The following is an 18630-nucleotide window of genomic DNA, read 5'->3' on the forward strand; positions in this document are numbered from 1 at the left end:
TTGCGCAGCGCAGGCATCCTGCCCGGTCATGGCCGCAGGGTGTGCGTTGCGGTCTGGAGGAGATACCGGTCGGGTAAGCCGGTACGGCTCAATGGATTGAGCATGTTTTGCCCGTGAAGGAGGAGAAGACCAATGCATGAGAAAGAAAAAGACCTCATCAGTGCATTCCTGCGCGGAGAGGTGGACCGCCGCGGAATGCTGAAAGGCCTTGGCGCCATGGGGATCACAGCCGGTACTGCCGGCACGCTGCTCAACATGATGTCCACCAGGGCGCTCGCTGCCGATTTCGACTGGAAGAAACATTCCGGCAAATCGCTGAAGCTGCTGTTGAACAAGCATCCCTATGCCGATGCGATGATTGCCAACCTGCAGTCCTTCAAGGATCTGACGGGTATCGACGTCAAGTATGATGTGTTCCCCGAAGACGTCTATTTCGACAAGGTGACGGCAGCCCTGTCGTCCGGCTCGACCGAATATGATGCGTTCATGACCGGTGCCTACATGACGTGGACCTATGGTCCGGCCGGCTGGATCACCGATCTGAAGGAATGGATCAACGATCCGGAAAAAACCAACCCCAATTATGCCTGGGACGACTTCCTCCCCGGCGTGAAGAATTCCTGCGCCTGGAACGGCCAGCCCGGCGGCGCGCTGGGCTCCGACGATGCCAAGCAATGGTGCATTCCGTGGGCGTTCGAACAGAACAACATCACCTACAACAAGGCGATGTTCGACAAGGCCGGCGTTTCCGTTCCGAAGAACCTCGATGACATGATCCAGGTCGCTGCCAAGCTGCAGAAGGATGTCGGCGGCATCTACGGCATCGGCGTTCGCGGTTCGCGCTCCTGGGCGACGATCCATCCGGGCTTCCTGTCGGCCTATTCGAACTTCAACGAAAAGGACCTGAACGTCACCGACGGCAAGCTGTCGGCGGCGATGGGCACGGCGGGCTCCAAGGCCTTCCACGCCAAGTGGGTGGAGATGATCCAGCAAAGCGGCCCGAAGGACTGGTCGACCTATACCTGGTATCAGGTCGGCACCGATCTCGGCGCCGGCGCATCGGCGATGATCTTCGATGCCGATTGCCTGGGCTATTTCATGAACGGCGGCGACAACAAGATGGCCGGTCAGCTGTCCTATGCCGCCTTCACCGCCAACCCGGATGCAACGGCCTCGACGCCGAACATCTGGATCTGGTCGCTCGCCATGTCCAATTTCTCCAAGGACAAGGATGCCACCTGGTACTTCCTGCAATGGGCTTCCGGCCCGGAACACGCGATCTTCGGCGCCACCAAGATGGATTTCGTCGATCCGGTCCGCCAGTCGGTCTGGAAGGATGAAGCCTTCCGCACCAAGCTCGACAAATATCCGGGCTATGTCGACATGTTCGATGCTTCGGCTGCCGGCGCATCGATCAAGTTCACGCCGCAGCCGCTGTTCTTCGACGTCACCACCGAATGGGCGGCGACGCTGCAGAAGATGGTCGCCAAGGAAGTGCCCGTCGACGAAGGTCTCGACCAGCTGGTCGAGAGCATCGATCGCCAGCTGAAGGAAGCTGGTCTGGGCTGATCTGCCTCCCAAGCAGTGCCCGGCGCTTGAGAGAGCGCCGGGCAACCCGCCCACCGGCTGAATGCCGCCTTGAGACAACCTGAGATGCCGATGGACCGGCGCTTGAGCTTTGTGGCTTGTGCCCCCCGCGTGGTTTCTTCAAAAGACAAAGAACGGAGCTCGACATGGCTTCAACTGCAACCCTCCGCAAGCCGGCTTCAGGTTTCCGCATCAGCAGAAAGGTTCTGCCCTATGTGCTCAGCCTGCCGGCGCTGCTCGTCTGCATCGGCATCCTGATCCCTTTTTTCACGGCGGTGATCTATTCCTTCCAGCGCTACCGGCTCAGCCAGCCCTGGGCGCGGCAGTTCAACTGGGGTGAGAACTATCTCAATTTCTTCACCGATCCGGCCTTCTGGAACACGCTGAAAGTGTCGCTGCTCTATGCCGGCATCACCGTGACGCTGGAGCTGCTGCTGGGTCTCGGTATCGCGCTGCTTTTGCAGCGGCGCTCGACGGTCAACAACTTCATCTCGATCATGTTGCTTTTGCCGCTGATGATCGCGCCGGCGCTGGCCGCGTTGATGTGGAAGCTGATGACCAATCCGAGCTTCGGTATTCTCAGCTATCTGGCAAGCCTGATCGGGTTGCATGATTTCCGCTGGGCATCGTCCCCGAGCACGGCGCTGCTCACCGTCGTCCTCGTCGATATCTGGGTCTACACGCCCTTCATCATGATCCTGCTTTTGGCCGGCCTGCGCTCGCTGCCGACCCAGCCGTTCGAAGCGGCAGCGCTCGATGGCGTGCCGAGAACCTTCGTGTTCTTCCGCATCACCCTGCCGATGCTGACGCCCTATATCCTGACGGCGACGCTGTTCCGGCTGCTCGACAGTATCCAGCAGTTCGATATCATCTACGCGATGACGCAAGGGGGCCCGGGCAATACGCTGACGGTGTTTCAGGTGGAAGCCTATCTCAACTTCTTCCAGTCGACCAATGTCGGGCGCTCCGCTGCGCTGATGGTCATCCTCTGGGCGATCACCTACTTCCTGTCGAACATCTTCATCAAGAACTGGCTGCGGCTGCGCGAACGCGCCCGCGGCGAAGCGTGAGGCGAAGAACCATGGAAACCACATCCACGCTTGAAAAGACGCTGCGGCTGATTGCGCTGACGATCGTCGTCATCTTCTTCATGTTCCCGATCTTCTGGATCTTCCTGATGTCGTTCCAGACCAACGAGACGATCCTGACGATCCCGCCTTCGGTGATCTTCACGCCAACGCTGTCCAATTATGCGGCGCTGATCACCGGCAAGCTGACCTCGGCGGCCGGTACGCTCGATATCGCCTTCATGCGCAATCTCATGAACTCGGTCTTCCTGTCGGTGACATCGGTGGCGGTTGCGCTGGTTCTCGGCGTGCCGGCGGCCTACGCCTTTGCCCGCCACAAGTTCAAGGGCTCCGAAGACATCGCGTTCACGCTCCTGTCCTTCCGGTTTGCGCCGCCGCTGCTCGTTCTCCTGCCGCTGACGCAGTATTTTCAGTGGCTGGGTCTTGCCGATACCTATTTCGGCCTGATCTGGGTCTACCAGCTGATCTGCCTGCCGCTCATCCTCTGGATCGTGCGCGGCTATTTCGAGGATATTTCGGCCGATGTCGAATATGCCTATCGCATCGCCGGTCATTCCTGGTTTGCCACCTTCCGCAAGATCGCCCTGCCGCTGGCGGGACCTGGGATTGCGGCTGCGGGGCTGCTGGCCTTCATCTTCGCGTGGAACAACTTCGTTTTCGCGCTGGTGCTGGCCTCGGCCGACAAGCAGCCGGTGACGGTGGGCGCGCTTGCCTTCGTCACCTCGTCCGGCATCCAGTACGGCCAGATCGCCTCGGCGATCGTGCTCTCGGTGACGCCGACGCTTGCACTTGCACTCTACGCCCAGCGCTACCTCGTCGAAGGCCTGTCGCTCGGCGCGGTGAAGGGATAAATCATGACGACGCTTCAGCTTAAAAATATCGTCAAACGCTACAAGACCAACACGGTTCTCGACAACCTGTCGCTGGATGTGGCCGATGGCGAAACCCTGGTGCTGTTTGGTCCGTCCGGTGCGGGAAAGACCGTCCTGCTTCGGCTCGTTGCCGGTGTGATCGATCCGGAGGAGGGCCAGATCCTGATCGGCGGCGAGGATGTCGCAGATATCGATGCGGAGCATCGCGGCATCGGCATGGCCTTCCAGAATTTCGCCCTGTTTCCGCATATGAGCGCCTTCGACAATATCGCCAGCCCGCTGACGGCAACCAAGGCGACGAAGGATGCGATCTCGGCCGGTGTCCTCAAGGTCGCAAAGCTCCTGAAGATCGACCATGTGCTGACGCATCACCCGAAGGCCCTGTCGAACGGCCAGAAACAGCGCACGGCGCTTGCCCGCGCGCTTGCCGGATCGCCGCCGCTTCTGCTGCTCGATGATCCGCTGCGCAATGTCGATGCCAAGTTGCGTTTCGAGATGCGTCTGGAACTGCCGCGCCTCCTGGCCGCGCAGGGTGCAACGGTCGTCTATGTGACGCAGGACTACAAGGAAGCAATGGCGCTTGGCGACCGGATCGCTGTCATGTCGCAGGGGCGGATCCGCCAGATCGGCACGCCGGAGGATATCTACAATGCACCGGCGGATATCGAGATCGCCCGGCTGTTCGGTGATCCCACCATCAACCTTCTGGATGTAACGCCGCAGTCTGGGCCGGACGGGGCCTATGTGGAGCTTTCAAACGTCAAGGTGACGCTTCCCGGCATGCCGGCAAGTGTTCTTGGAAAGGCGTGCGTGATCGGGCTCAGGCCCGAAGCGATCGTCTTTACCGAGGCCGCGGCGCCCGGCGCCATTCCGGTGACCGTCGAGGCGGAAACGCCGCTTAACGAGAAGACGGTGACGCTGGTGCTGACCGCGCGCGGCCGGGAAATTCTAGTGTCGCGCCCGGCGGGAACCCCCGGCCCAATATCCGGCCCAGCCCATATCGCTGTCAGCGGCCAGACGGCCTTCCTGTTCGACAAGGAGAGTGGCGGGCTGATCCGGTCCGCTGCCACGCCGATGACACGCAATGGAGAAGCGGCATGAGCGAGACAGCGCTTTTTATCAACGGCGTCGATAAGTTCTATGGCCCGATCGACTACGGCGTCCACGCCGTCAAGCAGCTCACCATGGATGTGAAGAAGGGCGAGATCATCGCGCTTCTCGGCTCGTCCGGCTGCGGCAAGACCTCGACGCTGCGCATGGTCGCGGGCTTCGAGGCCGTATCGCGCGGCACGATTGCGCTGAAGGGCAGGGAGGTGCAGACCTTTGCGCCGGTCAAGCGCAATGTCGCCATGGCGTTCGAGGGCTATTCGCTCTATCCGCCGCTGACGGTGCGCGAAAACATTGCTTTTGCGCTGAAAGCCTCCAAGCTCGCCCAGAGCGTCGTTGATCAAAAGGTGGCCGATATCGCCAAGCTTCTGGAGATCGAGGATATCATGGGCCGCTATCCGAGCTCGATCTCCGGCGGCCAGCAGCAGCGCGCCTCGCTCGGACGCGCTCTGATCCGCGATGCGGACCTGCATCTGCTCGATGAGCCAATGGGGCAGCTGGAGCCGCAGTTGCGGGCGCTGTTGCGCGGCCGCATCAAGCATTTCATCAAGGAGCGCGGGCTGACCGCCATCCTCGTCACCCACGACCAGACGGAAGCAAACGCATTGGCCGACCGCATCGCCGTCATGGAAGGCGGCGTGTTGCAGCAATTCGATACGCCGCAGATGATCAAGGAACGTCCGGCCAACCTGTTCACCGGCACCTTCGTCGGCGAGCCGCCGATGAACGTATTTTCGGCCGGAATCTCCGGGACCGACGATACGGTGTCCTTCGGGCTGAACGAGGGCGTGAAGCTCGACTACAAGGCTTCGGATTTCTCGCATGCGGTGCGGGCCGAACTGATGAAGCGCAGCAAGGTCATGCTCGGTATCCGGCCCTATGCCGTTCGCCGCAGCGAGGGTGGTGTCGGCGCAAAGGTTGCGGTCAACCAGTGGCTCGGCGACCAGACGCATATCGCCGCCGATTTTGCCGGTGGGACGATGGTGCTGGTCGAACATGACCGGACCAATCTGGCGATTGGCGAGACCGTCGCCATCCGGCTCGATCCGGGTAGCCTGCATGTCTTTGACGGCGACAGCGGCAAGGCGATCAGCCACGGGCAGGAGCTGGCCTGATGCGCGATATCCTGATCGGGATCGATGCTGGAACCTCCGTCATCAAATCGGTCGCCTTCGATCTCGGCGGCCGGCAGATCGCGTTCTCAGCGATCGCCAACAGCTATGAAAGCCAGGGCGGCAAGGGCGTCGTCCAGGATCTTGACCGGACCTGGGCCGATACTGCCAGGACGCTCGCCGATCTCGCCGACAAGGTGGAGAACCTGGCAAGCCGCGTCGCGGCGATCTCGGTGACAGGCCAAGGCGACGGGACATGGCTGATCGACAAAAACGGTGACCCTGTCGGCAAGGGCTGGCTGTGGCTCGATGCCCGCGCCGGGGAAACGGTGGAGCGGTTGCGCGCCGACAGCGGCGATGCGGCCCGTTTTTCCCACACCGGCGCCGGCCTTGCCGCCTGCCAGATGGGCTCGCAGCTGAGATGGATTCTGGACACTGCGCCGGAGATGCTGAACGGCGCGACGACGGGGTTTCACTGCAAGGACTGGCTCTATTTCAAGCTCACCGGACAGCGCGCGACCGATCCGTCCGAGGCCAATTTCACCTTCGGCAACTTTCGCACCCGGCAATATTCCGAGGATGTGATCGATTTTCTCGATCTCAGAAAGCAGCGATATCTGTTGCCCGAGATTGTTGACGGCGCGGCCACCCGGCATGCGCTGAGCGACAGCGCCGCCGCCCTGACCGGGCTACTGGCCGGGACGCCGGTCGTGCTCGGTTATGTCGATGTCGTCTGCACCTCGCTTGGTGCCGGTCTCTATGAGCCGGGCACCGACACCGGCTGCTCGATCATCGGCTCGACCGGTATGCATATGCGGCTGGCCACAAGCGCAGATGACGTGCAGCTCAACACGGATCTGACCGGCTATACGATGTGCCTGCCGATTCCCGGCCACTACGCGCAGATGCAGTCGAACATGGCGGCAACGCTGAACATCGACTGGATCCTGTCGCTGGCGGCAAGCGTGCTCAAGGGTATGGGCATCGTGAAAAGCAAGTCCGAGCTTCTGGGCCATGTCGAGGAGTGGCTGGCCGAAGCCAAGGAGACGTCGCTTCTTTACCATCCCTATATCTCCGAAGCCGGCGAGCGCGGTCCGTTCGTCGATGCCTCGGCGCGGGCGTCCTTTATCGGGCTCGACATGAACCATGGCTTTGCCGATATGGTGCGGGCCGTGTTCAACGGCCTAGCGATGGCATCGCGCGATTGTTATGCGGAGATGGGGCCGCTGCCATCGCGGGTGCGGCTGACCGGCGGGGCCGCGCGCAGCGCGTCCTTGCGGCGCATTCTCGGCGGGGCGCTCGGCTGCCCGGTGCAAACCAGCGAACGCGAGGAAGCGGGTGCTGCCGGCACGGCGATGATCGCCGCCGTCTCGCTCGGCATCTACGGCTCGATGGACGATTGCGTCAAGGAATGGGTCACTCCCTATCAGCGGCAGGCGGAACCTGCCGATGCACTCATGGCGGCGCGTTTTGACGCGGCGTTTCCACTCTACAGGCAATCGCGCCTGTCCCTTCGTCCGGTCTGGCACGCCCTTTCCCACGGCTCGGCCCCGGCATCTGAATAGGAAGACTGAAATGAAGAAAATCGCCATCATCGGAGACCGTTTCATGCTGCCGACGGTCTTTCGCGACAAGGTCGTGGAAGCCTGTGGCGACGGCCATGATATCCGCCTCCTCGAACAGCCCTGGCCGGACGAGCCGATGGAGCACGGATATGCCGTCGAAGGCATGGACGGGTTGAAGGAATATATGGGCAAGGCCGACGATATCATCGATTTCGTCGGGGATGCCGAACTGGTCATCACCCAGCTTGCGCCGTTTTCGCGCGGCATGTTCTCGCGCCTGCCGGACCTGAAATTCGTTGCGGTCTCGCGCGGCGGTCCGGTCAACATCGACATGCAGGCGGCACGCGATGCCGGTGTGCTGGTCGTCAACACACCCGGCCGCAATGCCAGCGCCGTTGCCGAATTCACGCTTGGCGCCATCCTTGCCGAGACGCGGCTGATCCGCTCGGGCCACGAATCCCTGCGCAAGGGTGAGTGGCGCGGCGAATTGTACCGCGCCGACAAGACCGGCCGCGAGCTTTCCGAAATGACCGTCGGTGTCATCGGTTACGGCAATATCGGTACCAAGGTCGTGCGGCTGCTGCGTGCTTTCGGAACCAAGGTTCTGGTTCACGACCCCTATGTCCAGCTGTCGGCCGAAGACCGCAATGCCGGCGTCGAGCATGTTGCGCTGGATGATCTCCTGTCGCGCAGCGATGTGGTGACGCTGCATCCGCGGGTGACGGAGGAGACCCGCAACATCATGAACGCGGAAACGTTTGCAAAGATGAAGCCGGGTGCGATCTTCGTGAACACGGCGCGCGGACCGCTTTGCGATTACGATGCGCTTTATGAGGCCCTGGTGAACGGTCCGCTCGGTTCTGCCATGCTGGAGACGTTCGCGATCGAGCCGGTACCCGTCGACTGGCCGCTGCTGCAATTGCCGAACGTGACGCTGACGCCGCATATTGCCGGGGCTTCGGTGCGCACCGTCACCTATGCCGCCGAAATGGCCGCCGAAGAGGTGCGCCGCTACATTGCTGGCCTGCCGCCGGTCAATCCGTGCTGAGGGCGCCGCAATGACAGAGAATTACGTTCGCCAGTCGATCATCGATCATTGCCGCAAGATGAATGCGCTCGGCATCAATCAGGGCACATCCGGCAATATCAGCGCCCGTTACGAAGACCGGATGCTGATCACCCCGTCCGCTGCACCCTATGATGAGATGACGCCGGATATGATCGCCTCGCTGCCGCTGGAGGGCGAATACGGCGTCTGGGACGGCCCGCGCAAACCCTCGACCGAATGGCGCTTTCATCTCGATATCATGAGGAGCCGGCCCGAGGTTCAGGCGGTCATCCACACCCATGCGATCTATTCGACCATCCTTGCCATTGCCCACAAGCCGATCCCGGCCTGCCACTACATGATCGCCGCCTTTGGTGGTGACGATGTGAAGGTTTGTGATTATGCGCGCTACGGCACCAAGGAGCTTTCAGACAATATCCTCAAGGCGATGGAGGGCCGCACCGCCTGCTTGATGGCCAATCACGGCATGCTCGCGACCGGCGCCAGCCTCGAAAAAGCGATGTGGGCGGCCGTCGAGCTCGAGACCATCGCCAGGCAATATTACCATTCCCTCCTGATCGGTGGCCCGGTCATCCTGCCGGAGGCGGAGATCGCCGGTGTGCTGAAGGGATTTGCGAGTTATGGATTGCAGGAGAAGCGATCGTGAGCGGCGGCAATCGCAAGCGGCTTGAGGCATATCGGAGACAATGGTGAGAAGTTCGGAATTCGAAGCCCTTCTGGATGTGTCGGCGCGGGTCGGTGCCGATCCGGCGCTGGTGCAGGCGGCGGGCGGCAATACCTCGATCAAGGAGGGCGGTACGCTCTGGATCAAGGCATCCGGCCTCTGGCTGATGCAGGCCAGGCAACGCGATGTGATGGTGCCGGTGGCGCTCGACGCTCTTCTCGATGCCCTGGAGCGTGACGATCCATCGACAGAAAAGGCGCAGGATTTCGTCATTGCCGATCGCAATCCCTCTGGGCTGAGGCCATCGATCGAAACGACGGTGCATGCGCTGATGCCGCAGAAGGTGGTGATCCACGTGCATTGCGTCGAGACGATCGCGACCGCCGTGCAGGTCGACGGCGAGGCGATTGCCGCGTCGAAACTCGCCGGCATTGCGCATGTCTTCGTGCCCTATGCGCGTCCCGGCCTGCCGCTGGCAAAGGCCATCGCCGCGCGGATCAGGCCGGATACCAGCGTGCTTATTCTCGGCAATCACGGTCTTGCCGTCGCGGGTGAAACGGTGGCGGAAGCGGAAGCGCTGCTGGCGGTGGTTTCAAGGCGGCTGGCCTTGGCTCGCCGCAAGGCGCCGGAGGCTGATCTTTCGACCTTGTCCCGGCTGGCGGTCGGCAGTGGATACACCTTGCCGGACGATGGCCTGATCCATGATGCGGCAACAGACCTGACAAGCTGCCGGATCGCTGCCGGCGGCAGCCTCTATCCGGACCACGTCATCTTTCTCGGCCGTGGCTCGTTTGTCGCCGCACCCGGCGATACGGCGGTTTCCATCGAGGCCCAAGCCCAAGCCGAAGGTGTTGCATTGCCGCCGGCGCTGCTGTTTCCGGGCAAGGGCGCTCTGGTCTCCAGAGAGATCAACGCCGGGGCCGCCGCCATGGCGCGCTGCCTCTCCGATGTGCTTGGCCGTATCGATGAAGGGGCGCGTTTGCGTTATCTGACGGATGCCGAGAATGCCGAGCTTCTCGGCTGGGACGCGGAAAAATACCGGCAGGAACTGAACCGGGCCGGGAAGGCGCTGCAATGACCGATGCTGCAAACACGCCGCTGGTGATCGGCATCGATATCGGCACGTCCGGAGCTCGTGCCGTCGCGATGGACAGTGCCTTTGGCATCGTTGCCTCCGGATCGTCGAGGCTGGCGGATTTTTCCGCCGATCACCGCGATCCCGTCGTCTGGTGGAAAGCGGTTCAAACGGCGCTGGGGCAGGTGCTTGATGGAATTGACCGGGCGCAGGTCAGGGCGATTGCGATCGACGGCACCTCCGGCACCATGCTGCCCGTCGGCGCCGATGGTGCGCCGCTTGCCGTGCCAATGATGTACAACGATCCGGTCACGGATACCGATATCCTTGCCCGGATCGCGGCGCATGCCCCGCAGGACAGCGCCGCCCACGGCGCGACCTCCGGGCTTGCGAAAGTATTGACCTTTCAATCCACCCCGGATGTCTTTCGCGTCATCCATCAGGCCGACTGGCTGGCCGGTCATTTCACCGGGCTTTACGATGTTTCGGACGAAAACAATGCATTGAAGACGGGCTATGACCCGGTATCGCGCTGCTGGCCGAAGTGGATTGACAAGACCGGCGCGCGTGCCGATCTGTTGCCGGATGTGCTTGCGGCGGGTGCACCGGTTGCGGGAATTTCAAAGGACGCAGCGGAAGCATTCGGCCTTGCCGATGACGTCACCATCGTGGCCGGGACGACGGATGGCTGTGCCTCGTTTCTGGCCACCGGCGCCGATCAGCCGGGGGACGCGGTGTCGGCGCTCGGCACGACGCTGACCGTGAAGATGCTTTCCGACCGGCCGCTGTTTGCTCCGGAATACGGGTTGTACAGTCACCGGATCGGCGACATGTGGCTGGCGGGTGGCGCCTCGAATACCGGCGGGGTGGTGCTGTCGGCGCATTTCGACAATGACAGCATCGCCGCGCTATCGGCGGAGATCGATCCGGCGACCGATACGGGCCTCGATTATTATCCGCTGGTCAGGGATGGCGAGCGCTTTCCGGTGAACGATCCGGCGATGAAGCCGCGCATGAGCCCGCGGCCGGGCAGCGATGCCGATTTTCTCAAGGCGATCTTCGAGGGCATCGCCAGCGTCGAGGCGCTGGCCTACCAGCGGCTCGTATCGCTCGGCAGTCCGGCCCTTCGCTCCATTCGCACAGTCGGCGGGGGCGCCAAGAACCCGGTCTGGACGGCCATCCGCAATCGGAAACTGCCCGTTCCCTTCCTGCCGGTGGCATCGGAAGAGGCTGCGGCCGGAACGGCGCGGCTTGCGCTGATCGGCGCAAGATCGGCAGGTGTCCTGTGACGGGCGGTTCGCAGGCCGTGTCCGGCATGGGCGAACTGGTCGATCGTTTCGACGCCTTTCTGATCGATCAGTTCGGCGTCCTGCGGGACGGCAAGGGGCCTTACCCGGGGGCTGCGGAAACGCTTGTCCGCCTGAAACAATCGGGCAAGAGGATCATCATCCTGTCCAATTCCGGCAAGCGCTCGGCGGAAAATGACCGGCGTCTGGCGGCGCTTGGCTTCGATCCGGAAAGCTGGGACTGGTTTTTGACATCGGGCGAAGTGGCCTGGCGTCTCCTGTCTTTCGAAAGCCTGGAGGAAGGCGAGGGGATTGCGCGCCGATGCCTGCTGATCAGCCGCGACGGCGATACGTCGCCGCTGGATGGGCTCCCGCTGCAGCGGACCGAACGCGGCGACGACGCCGATTTCATCCTGCTTGCGGCAAGCGAGGGCGATGTGCATCCGTTGTCCCACTACGAAGCCCTGCTGGCGCCCGCGGCAAGGCGCGGTGTGCCGTGCCTGTGCACCAATCCGGACAAGATCATGCTGACGCGGGACGGCACCGCCTTCGGGGCAGGGCGGATCGCGGAGCTTTACGAAGCGCTGGGTGGCCCGGTGCGCTGGATCGGCAAGCCGTTTCCCGACATCTATGCGACGGCGCTCGACTTTCTCGGGGGGATCGATCCGGCGCGGATCTGCTGCATCGGCGACAGCATCGAGCACGATATTGCCGGTGCCGCCGGTGCGGGGCTGAAGTCGATCCTGGTGACGACCGGCATTCTCGCAGCGGCTTCGGACGCGCAACGGCAGGCGCTCTTTGCCGAGCACCGCGCCATCCCGGATTTCATCCTGCCAGAATTCGTCTGGTCGGCGCCGGAGAGATCCGGCGCTGAATGATCAGAACAGCGCGTCGGCGAAAAGCTCGTCGTCGTTCGCCATCGCCACCGGGGCTGCGGCAATGGTTCCCGCTGGGATGATGGCCTGGTGGACCGTGCGCTCCTGCGCCATCGTATAGAGCTTGAAGATGCGGGGCCCGAGTTCGCCCAGTACGTCGCCAAGGCCGGAGACATCCGGCATGGAGTCGCCCGCGAGATCGCAGAGATTGTCGGCACAGGTGGCGAGGACTTCGCCGAGGTCGTTCTGGAAATCGAGCTTGCTGATCGACAGTCCGATCTTGCTGGCGACTTCGCGTCCGTGTTCGGAGAGCACGGCAAGCTCGGCCTCCATGGCATTGGCCGCTGAGCGGATGTTTTCAACGGCACTGCTGAGCCGTTCTGCAAGCCCCGTCCCGCCAATGCTGTCGGCGGCGGCGATCGCTGCGGCAGCATCTTCAAAGCCGGTCAGGCCGTTGACGATGGCATCGGCGGATTCGTCGAGCTTGGCTGCAAAGAAGCGCAGTTCGGCGGTGACGACGTTGATCGACCGGCCTTCCTCGCCCATGCGGCTGCAGCGCAGGTTGGTGTTGAGCGCCATATAATGGATGTCCATCTTGACGGCGCGGATATTCTCGATGCCCTTCAAGAGGTTGGCGGCGGTGGCGGTGGTCGACTGGCTGACATGATTGGCCTGCTGGCTGGCCGTTTCGACCTGCTTGACGATGGCGTGCGCGGCCGAGACGCTTTCTTCCAGCGTCCGCATGAAATTGCCGGCTTTGCTGCCGTCCTGGCTCTGCATCTCGGCGCGCAGGTCGAGGATGTCCTGCGTGTCATGGCTGAAGCTGGCAATGGTTTGGACGACGCTGCCGGAATCGCGCTGGAAATTCTGCACCATGTCGACCATCTGGGCGGCGGCAAGGTGGTGGACGAGGTTCTGCAGCCGGGCCTGCGAGTCGCGGTCAAGGCTGTTGCCTTCGCTACTCCCCAGAAACTCCTCCAGGATCGTCAGGGTCGATTGGACATGCTCGATGCGCTGGCGGGTGATGTCGCCGATCTGGAGCGCAGAGAGCGTGGTTGCGACCTTGCTCTGGACGCCGCGGGCAAGGAGGCCGACCTGCTTGGCGATCTCACTGAGCCTCTTGCGGTGTTCGCTGATCGTTTGCGCGTCGCGCTGCAGGGCGCCGACCACGGCCGGTACGGTCTGCTGATAGCGCTGGGCGATGCCGGAACCGAATGTCTGGGCGATCTTCAGCTCTTTTTCGAGCGCAGTGAGCTGGCCTGCGAAATTGTTGACTTCGCCGGTGCCCGAGCGGATGCGATCGAGGATTTCCTCGGCGAAGCCCGCGAATTCGGCGATGCCTGCCCCGGTGATCTTCACGGTGACCGCGAAGGTCTGGAGATAGCGCATGGTCTCCTGCATGTCGGCGACATGCGTCTGCAGGCCCGTGCCGGCGCCGGCGAGAACCTCGAGGTTCCCTTGGCGGGTGCTTTCCAGCTGCGGCAGATCGGACAGGTTCCTGACCGTGGCGAGCAGGTCGGCGGTGGTGTCATTGGCAGAGCCGGCATCGAGCGTCCGGGTGATGTTGTCGAGCGAGCCGAGCAGGCTGTTGAGAACATCCATCACGGCAAGCAGCACGCTGCCGCCTTCGAGAAAACGCTTCTCGACCTGGGTCCTGGCCGTTTCCAGCTTGTGGCCGATATCGGTGAGTCTGGTGGGGCCGGTCTGGTGGGCCAAAGCTGTGCTGTATGTCAAAATAGCCCTCAACGCGAAACATGTGCTGTCCTGCCGGTATCCATAGGGCAAGGATGGAAATGTCTGGTTAAACCCGGGACTCGCCTACGTTGCATCACAACCTGCGCCGTCCGGCCACAGCTTTTAGGCGAAGCGCCATCGAAGCTCTTTTTCACGACGTCAATATTTTCCGCAAGTGACTGATTATGCATCATTTTATTCCTGTAAAGTAATGTTTCTATAAAAACTTCAGGGTAAAAATTCATAGTGAACAGACTCGTAATAAGTGCATGTTTCTACAACCCGCATTTACGCCATGTTAAGGCTGTCATGAGATTCCATTGGAGGAGGCAATAGTATTCATCGTTTCAGAGGACTGAAATGGACACGATATTTCATGAATATGACCTGATCGATCTACCAGGTAAATTGAATATTAGAAATATAAATAATGTTCATGATGTGATCTATCAGAAATTAAAATCAGGAAAATCTATACTGATTTCCGTCCCCAAGAACGCAGAGGCTGATTTAAGCTTCGTTCAGATCATTGAATCCGCAAGAATACAGGCAAAATCGTCCGGTATACATATTCTTATGTCGAACCCGGCGGAAGGATCCGTTCTCGACGTCTTGGAGCGAGGTGGGTTCAAGGAAAGTTTCTCAGCCGAAGACAAGAAGTTCTGGCTCCATCAAGAGGCAATACAATGAACGCAAGAATATTGACCGTCGATGACTCGGCCAGCATCCGTCTGACAACCAAGGTTACCCTGTCCAACGCAGGCTATGAGATCACCGAAGCCGTCCACGGCGCCGAAGGGCTGGAAAAAGCCAAATCGGGACAATTCGACCTGATCGTCACCGATCTCAACATGCCGGTCATGGACGGGCTGACCATGATCGAGGAGCTGCGCAAATTGCCGGCGCATACCGGCGTGCCGATCATCTTTTTGACGACGGAGTCCGACGCCGATCTCAAGGCCCGGGCCAAGGCTGCGGGCGCGACCGGCTGGCTGACCAAGCCGTTCGATCCCGAACATCTCGTCAAGATCGTCAAGAAGGTACTCGGCCGATGAGTATGCCCGATCCCGTTGCAGTGTTTCGAACGGAAGCGGCGGAACTTTTCGAGCAGATCGAATCCGGTCTGCTCGATCTGACCCACCGCCTGAACGACAAGGACCAGATCGACGCGGTTTTTCGCGGCCTTCACACACTCAAGGGGTCGGGCGCTATGTTCGGCTTCGATGCGCTCGCAGCCTTCACCCATCATTGCGAGACCGCCTTCGACCGGGTCCGCAAGGGTGAAAAACCGGCGACGAGCGAACTGATCGTCGCCGTTCTCGCGGCGCAGGATCATATGCGCGCTTTGGTCGAAAGGCCGACCGATGATCATGGCGATATCGGGGACATCCTGCTGGCCCAGTTGCAGCGTGCTGTCGAAGGCGGTGCTCCACCGGTGGCGACCGTGCAGCAGGCACCGGTAGAGCCAGTCATTCTTCTTGCAAAGAGCGGCCTCAACAGCTGGCGCATTCGCTTCAGCCTGCCGGTCAATTCCATGGTCAACGGCACCAATCCGCTCGGATTGCTGGACGAATTGCGCGATCTCGGCGAATGCCGCATCGCCGTCAATACCACGGCGATCCCGTCGCTGGAGGCCCTTGTGCCTACGGACCTGCATCTCTCCTGGGATGTGACGCTGATAACCGACCAGCCGCGTTCGGCCATCGATGATGTCTTCATCTTCGTGCTCGACGATATGCAGCTCGAGGTCGAGACGCTGACGGACGCGGCACCCGTTGAAACCACGGCTGCCGTTCCGGCTGAATCGCCTGCGCCGGCGGCAGCGCCGGTCGCGGCCGCTGTCCCTGTTGCCGCACCCCTTCCTGTTTCCGTTGCGGCTGTTGCCGCCATCGAACGCGAAGCGCCGAGCGCCAATGATGCGCGTCAGGCCAAGGCGGCGGAAAACGTCCGCGTTCCCGCCGAGCGGCTGGACGAGCTGATGGACCGGGTCGGTGAACTCGTCATTGCCCAGTCGCGCTTGCGGCAGCTTGCCAGCGCCAGCATGGATATCCAGCTTCGCTCGGTTTCGGAGGAGATCGAGCGTCTGTCCGGTGAGTTGCGCGATACGATGATGGTTCTGCGCATGGTGCCGGTCGGCAGCCTGTTCGGGCGCTTCCGGCGGCTGGTGCATGACCTCGCCCGCGAGACAGGCAAGGTCATCGAACTGGTCACCGAAGGCGAAACGACCGAAGTCGACAAGACCGTCATCGAGCGGCTGGCCGATCCGCTGGTGCATCTGGTGCGCAATTCGATCGACCACGGGCTCGAAACGCCCGAGGAGCGCCGTGCGGCCGGCAAGGAGGAAGCCGGCAAGATCATGCTATCGGCCCGCCAGGCCGGCGGCGAGGTGATCATCACCATCAAGGACGACGGTCGCGGCATCAACCGCGAGCGGGTTCGGGCCAAGGCGGAATCCTCCGGTCTCATCCAGCCGGGCGCCGCGCTGGCGGATCAGGACCTGCTGCAACTGATCTTCGCCCCCGGTTTCTCGACGGCGGCGCAGGTCACCAATCTGTCCGGACGCGGTGTCGGCATGGATGTGGTCAAGAAGACGGTCGAGGCCCTGCGCGGTGCGATCGACATCACCAGCCGCACCGGCGAAGGCTCCGACGTGTCGCTGCGCATCCCGCTGACACTGGCGATCATCGACGGGCTTCTGGTGCGGGTGGGGACCGGCCGCTACGTCATTCCGCTGTCGGCGGTCGAGGAATGCCTCGAACTGTCGCTCGAGGAGGATCTGCGCTCGCGCGGACGCAGCTTCATTTCCCTGCGCGACAGCCTGGTGCCGTTCCTGCGGCTGCGCGATCTGTTCCGTACCGGCACGAAGCCCGATCTGCATCAGAAGGTGGTGGTCATTTCGACCGGCACGGAACGGGTCGGCATGGTCGTCGACCAGATCATCGGAGACCACCAGACGGTGATCAAGTCCATGTCGAAGCTGCATCATGACGTCGCCACCTTCTCGGGCGCGACCATTCTCGGCGATGGCAGCGTCGCCCTCATTCTCGATGTCGCCCATCTGGTGGCGGCCGGTCAGCAACAGGAGGCGCAGGTGCGCGCGGCAGGATGATCGAAGCGGTTCAGACAAGCGAAACACAGCCGAAATCGAATACGCACTGGAACGGCGAGGGGGAGGTGGAAGTTCTGACCTTCGACCTGCACGGCGAGACCTTCGCGCTCGAAGCCACCATGGTTCAGGAAATCCTCGATCTCCTGCCGGAAACCATGGTTCCGGGCGCTATGCCCTTCGTCGGCAGCGTCATCAATTTCCGCGGCAAGGTCATCCCGCTGGCCGATATCCGCCTGGCTTTCGGCATGGAGGCGGCGGAAACGACGATCGACAGCCGCATCGTCGTCATCGAACTCGATCTCCAGGGCGAGCCGACGCTGGTCGGCCTGCGAACAGACAAGGTGAATGAAGTCACCACGCTTGCCAAGACATCCAGTGAGGCGCCCCCCAGCGTCGGGATGCGGTGGCGGCCCGACTACATCAACTGCCTGGTCAAGCGGGGAGGGCAATTCATCATCCTTCCCAATCTGCAGGCGATCTTCTCGTTCGGAAAAGAAACATAACGCCTATCGCGCCGTCAGCGGCGCGTTACAGAGGTTAAATTTTTTAAGGAATTCGACAATGCGATTTACGATCAAGCTCAAATTAGCGATCGCCTTCGGGTTTGTCATCGCCCTCCTGCTCGGAACGGCCGGATACGGCATTCTCAGCCTCAACAATCTCAACCAGACGATCGAGGGCGTGCTGCAGGGGCCGGCCGAGCGGCTGAAACTGGCGCAGCAGATCAATATCTACCAGCTGCAGGCGATCCGGCAGCAGAAGAACCTGCTGGCATCGTCATCCGAAAAGGAATCGGCCGCCGCGCGCACCATGGGTGACAAGAACCGGGCGTTGTTCGATCAGACACTGACCCAGGCCGAGGCCAAGGCGACGGAAGAGGGCAAGGCGCGCTGGGCACGGTTGCGCGCGCTCTCGGTCGAGGCGAACGAGGCGGAAAATCAGATCCGCCGGTTCCTCGACGCCGGCAATGCTTCGGCCGCCGAGAATATCTCGATCACCACCGCCCGCCAGAGCGCCAACGATATGGACGCACTTCTGGACGAAGTGGTCAGCCTTGAGGAAACGCGCCTCGCAGAAGCGCAGAAGGAAGCCAACGCGCTTTACGAGGATACGCGCGTCATGATGGTTGGCGCTGCGAGCCTCGCGGTGCTGATCGCCATCTCCGCCGCCATCTGGATTTCGCTGACCATCAGCCGAGGCCTTCGCCGGGCAACCGTCGCCGTTGCCGACGTGGCTGACGGTGACCTGACGAAGATGGCCGAGATCACCAACAAGGACGAAATCGGCGCTCTGCTCGGCAACGTCAATATGATGATCGAGCGCCTGCGTGGCGTCGTCGCCGATGCGCTGTCTGCCTCCGACAATGTTTCGGCCGGCAGCCAGGAACTGTCCGCCAGCTCCGAGCAGGTCAGCCAGGGCGCCACCGAGCAGGCGGCATCCGCCGAAGAGGCCTCGGCCTCGATGGAGGAAATGGCCGCCAATATCAA

At 61.8% G+C, this 18630-nt stretch carries 17 protein-coding genes; 16 read left to right on the plus strand and 1 reads right to left on the minus strand.

Features of this window, described 5'->3' with window-relative positions; translation table 11 throughout:
• The first annotated feature begins 132 nt into the window (after nucleotides 1-132).
• From ADU59_RS27780 to ADU59_RS27830, 11 genes are all read left to right on the plus strand, one after another.
• Nucleotides 133-1569 carry an extracellular solute-binding protein gene (locus ADU59_RS27780; protein ID WP_068958793.1) on the plus strand — a complete coding sequence of 479 codons (1437 nt, stop codon included), beginning with the start codon at nucleotides 133-135 and terminating at the stop codon, nucleotides 1567-1569.
• Between the two features lie 164 nt (nucleotides 1570-1733).
• Entirely contained in the window at nucleotides 1734-2657 is a 924-nt protein-coding gene (locus ADU59_RS27785; protein ID WP_068958795.1) for a carbohydrate ABC transporter permease, read from the plus strand.
• 11 nt (nucleotides 2658-2668) lie between these two features.
• Nucleotides 2669-3526, plus strand: a complete 858-nt coding sequence (locus ADU59_RS27790; RefSeq protein WP_068958797.1) for a carbohydrate ABC transporter permease — start codon at nucleotides 2669-2671, stop codon at nucleotides 3524-3526.
• Between the two features lie 3 nt (nucleotides 3527-3529).
• The gene (locus ADU59_RS27795) at nucleotides 3530-4648 is read left to right on the plus strand and encodes an ABC transporter ATP-binding protein (protein WP_068958799.1); all 1119 of its coding nucleotides are present in this window, start codon (nucleotides 3530-3532) and stop codon (nucleotides 4646-4648) included.
• Nucleotides 4645-5769, plus strand: coding sequence for an ABC transporter ATP-binding protein (locus ADU59_RS27800; protein WP_068958801.1), 1125 nt, complete (start codon nucleotides 4645-4647; stop codon nucleotides 5767-5769). The genes ADU59_RS27795 and ADU59_RS27800 overlap by 4 nt, the downstream gene beginning before the upstream one ends.
• A complete protein-coding gene (locus tag ADU59_RS27805; protein WP_068958803.1) occupies nucleotides 5769-7331 on the plus strand; it encodes an FGGY-family carbohydrate kinase in 1563 nt (520 codons plus the stop codon). The genes ADU59_RS27800 and ADU59_RS27805 overlap by 1 nt, the downstream gene beginning before the upstream one ends.
• Before the next feature lie 10 nt (nucleotides 7332-7341).
• Nucleotides 7342-8379 carry a 2-hydroxyacid dehydrogenase gene (locus tag ADU59_RS27810; RefSeq protein WP_068958805.1) on the plus strand — a complete coding sequence of 346 codons (1038 nt, stop codon included), beginning with the start codon at nucleotides 7342-7344 and terminating at the stop codon, nucleotides 8377-8379.
• 10 nt (nucleotides 8380-8389) lie between these two features.
• A complete protein-coding gene (locus ADU59_RS27815) occupies nucleotides 8390-9046 on the plus strand; it encodes a class II aldolase/adducin family protein (RefSeq protein WP_068958807.1) in 657 nt (218 codons plus the stop codon).
• A 40-nt stretch (nucleotides 9047-9086) separates the two neighbouring features.
• Complete coding sequence (locus tag ADU59_RS27820) at nucleotides 9087-10142, plus strand: class II aldolase/adducin family protein (RefSeq protein WP_068958809.1); 1056 nt, start codon at nucleotides 9087-9089, stop codon at nucleotides 10140-10142.
• A complete protein-coding gene (locus ADU59_RS27825; RefSeq protein ID WP_068958811.1) occupies nucleotides 10139-11428 on the plus strand; it encodes an FGGY-family carbohydrate kinase in 1290 nt (429 codons plus the stop codon). The genes ADU59_RS27820 and ADU59_RS27825 overlap by 4 nt, the downstream gene beginning before the upstream one ends.
• Before the next feature lie 26 nt (nucleotides 11429-11454).
• Complete coding sequence (locus ADU59_RS27830; protein WP_068958843.1) at nucleotides 11455-12303, plus strand: TIGR01459 family HAD-type hydrolase; 849 nt, start codon at nucleotides 11455-11457, stop codon at nucleotides 12301-12303.
• Here the strand turns inward: ADU59_RS27830 and ADU59_RS27835 are convergent, their stop codons facing one another.
• Complete coding sequence (locus ADU59_RS27835) at nucleotides 12304-14046, minus strand: chemotaxis protein (protein ID WP_068958813.1); 1743 nt, start codon at nucleotides 14044-14046, stop codon at nucleotides 12304-12306.
• A 348-nt stretch (nucleotides 14047-14394) separates the two neighbouring features.
• Here ADU59_RS27835 and ADU59_RS27840 point away from each other — a divergent pair, with 348 nt between their 5' ends.
• From ADU59_RS27840 to ADU59_RS27860, 5 genes are all read left to right on the plus strand, one after another.
• The gene (locus ADU59_RS27840; protein ID WP_068958815.1) at nucleotides 14395-14724 is read left to right on the plus strand and encodes a hypothetical protein; all 330 of its coding nucleotides are present in this window, start codon (nucleotides 14395-14397) and stop codon (nucleotides 14722-14724) included.
• The gene (locus tag ADU59_RS27845; RefSeq protein WP_068958818.1) at nucleotides 14721-15089 is read left to right on the plus strand and encodes a response regulator; all 369 of its coding nucleotides are present in this window, start codon (nucleotides 14721-14723) and stop codon (nucleotides 15087-15089) included. The genes ADU59_RS27840 and ADU59_RS27845 overlap by 4 nt, the downstream gene beginning before the upstream one ends.
• The gene (locus tag ADU59_RS27850) at nucleotides 15086-17143 is read left to right on the plus strand and encodes a chemotaxis protein CheA (RefSeq protein ID WP_068958820.1); all 2058 of its coding nucleotides are present in this window, start codon (nucleotides 15086-15088) and stop codon (nucleotides 17141-17143) included. The genes ADU59_RS27845 and ADU59_RS27850 overlap by 4 nt, the downstream gene beginning before the upstream one ends.
• Nucleotides 17140-17646 carry a chemotaxis protein CheW gene (locus ADU59_RS27855; protein ID WP_068958822.1) on the plus strand — a complete coding sequence of 169 codons (507 nt, stop codon included), beginning with the start codon at nucleotides 17140-17142 and terminating at the stop codon, nucleotides 17644-17646. Before ADU59_RS27850 ends, ADU59_RS27855 begins: the two co-directional genes overlap by 4 nt.
• Nucleotides 17647-17704: 58 nt before the next feature.
• On the plus strand, nucleotides 17705-18630 hold a 926-nt coding region (locus tag ADU59_RS27860; RefSeq protein ID WP_139093236.1), incomplete at its 3' end, for an MCP four helix bundle domain-containing protein.

Source organism: Pararhizobium polonicum, from assembly GCF_001687365.1.
In the GTDB taxonomy this organism is placed as follows: domain Bacteria; phylum Pseudomonadota; class Alphaproteobacteria; order Rhizobiales; family Rhizobiaceae; genus Pararhizobium; species Pararhizobium polonicum.

Excerpts from the sequence above, each read along its gene's own strand:
- ADU59_RS27795 (WP_068958799.1), top strand. The coding sequence starts at position 3,530 with ATGACGACGCTTCAGCTTAAAAATATCGTCAAACGCTACAAGACCAAC.
- ADU59_RS27840 (WP_068958815.1), top strand. The coding sequence starts at position 14,395 with ATGGACACGATATTTCATGAATATGACCTGATCGATCTACCAGGTAAA.
- ADU59_RS27825 (WP_068958811.1), top strand. The coding sequence starts at position 10,139 with ATGACCGATGCTGCAAACACGCCGCTGGTGATCGGCATCGATATCGGC.
- ADU59_RS27830 (WP_068958843.1), top strand. The coding sequence starts at position 11,455 with ATGGGCGAACTGGTCGATCGTTTCGACGCCTTTCTGATCGATCAGTTC.
- ADU59_RS27810 (WP_068958805.1), top strand. The coding sequence starts at position 7,342 with ATGAAGAAAATCGCCATCATCGGAGACCGTTTCATGCTGCCGACGGTC.
- ADU59_RS27785 (WP_068958795.1), top strand. The coding sequence starts at position 1,734 with ATGGCTTCAACTGCAACCCTCCGCAAGCCGGCTTCAGGTTTCCGCATC.
- ADU59_RS27780 (WP_068958793.1), top strand. The coding sequence starts at position 133 with ATGCATGAGAAAGAAAAAGACCTCATCAGTGCATTCCTGCGCGGAGAG.
- ADU59_RS27820 (WP_068958809.1), top strand. The coding sequence starts at position 9,087 with ATGGTGAGAAGTTCGGAATTCGAAGCCCTTCTGGATGTGTCGGCGCGG.
- ADU59_RS27790 (WP_068958797.1), top strand. The coding sequence starts at position 2,669 with ATGGAAACCACATCCACGCTTGAAAAGACGCTGCGGCTGATTGCGCTG.
- ADU59_RS27855 (WP_068958822.1), top strand. The coding sequence starts at position 17,140 with ATGATCGAAGCGGTTCAGACAAGCGAAACACAGCCGAAATCGAATACG.
- ADU59_RS27805 (WP_068958803.1), top strand. The coding sequence starts at position 5,769 with ATGCGCGATATCCTGATCGGGATCGATGCTGGAACCTCCGTCATCAAA.
- ADU59_RS27845 (WP_068958818.1), top strand. The coding sequence starts at position 14,721 with ATGAACGCAAGAATATTGACCGTCGATGACTCGGCCAGCATCCGTCTG.
- ADU59_RS27815 (WP_068958807.1), top strand. The coding sequence starts at position 8,390 with ATGACAGAGAATTACGTTCGCCAGTCGATCATCGATCATTGCCGCAAG.
- ADU59_RS27850 (WP_068958820.1), top strand. The coding sequence starts at position 15,086 with ATGAGTATGCCCGATCCCGTTGCAGTGTTTCGAACGGAAGCGGCGGAA.
- ADU59_RS27800 (WP_068958801.1), top strand. The coding sequence starts at position 4,645 with ATGAGCGAGACAGCGCTTTTTATCAACGGCGTCGATAAGTTCTATGGC.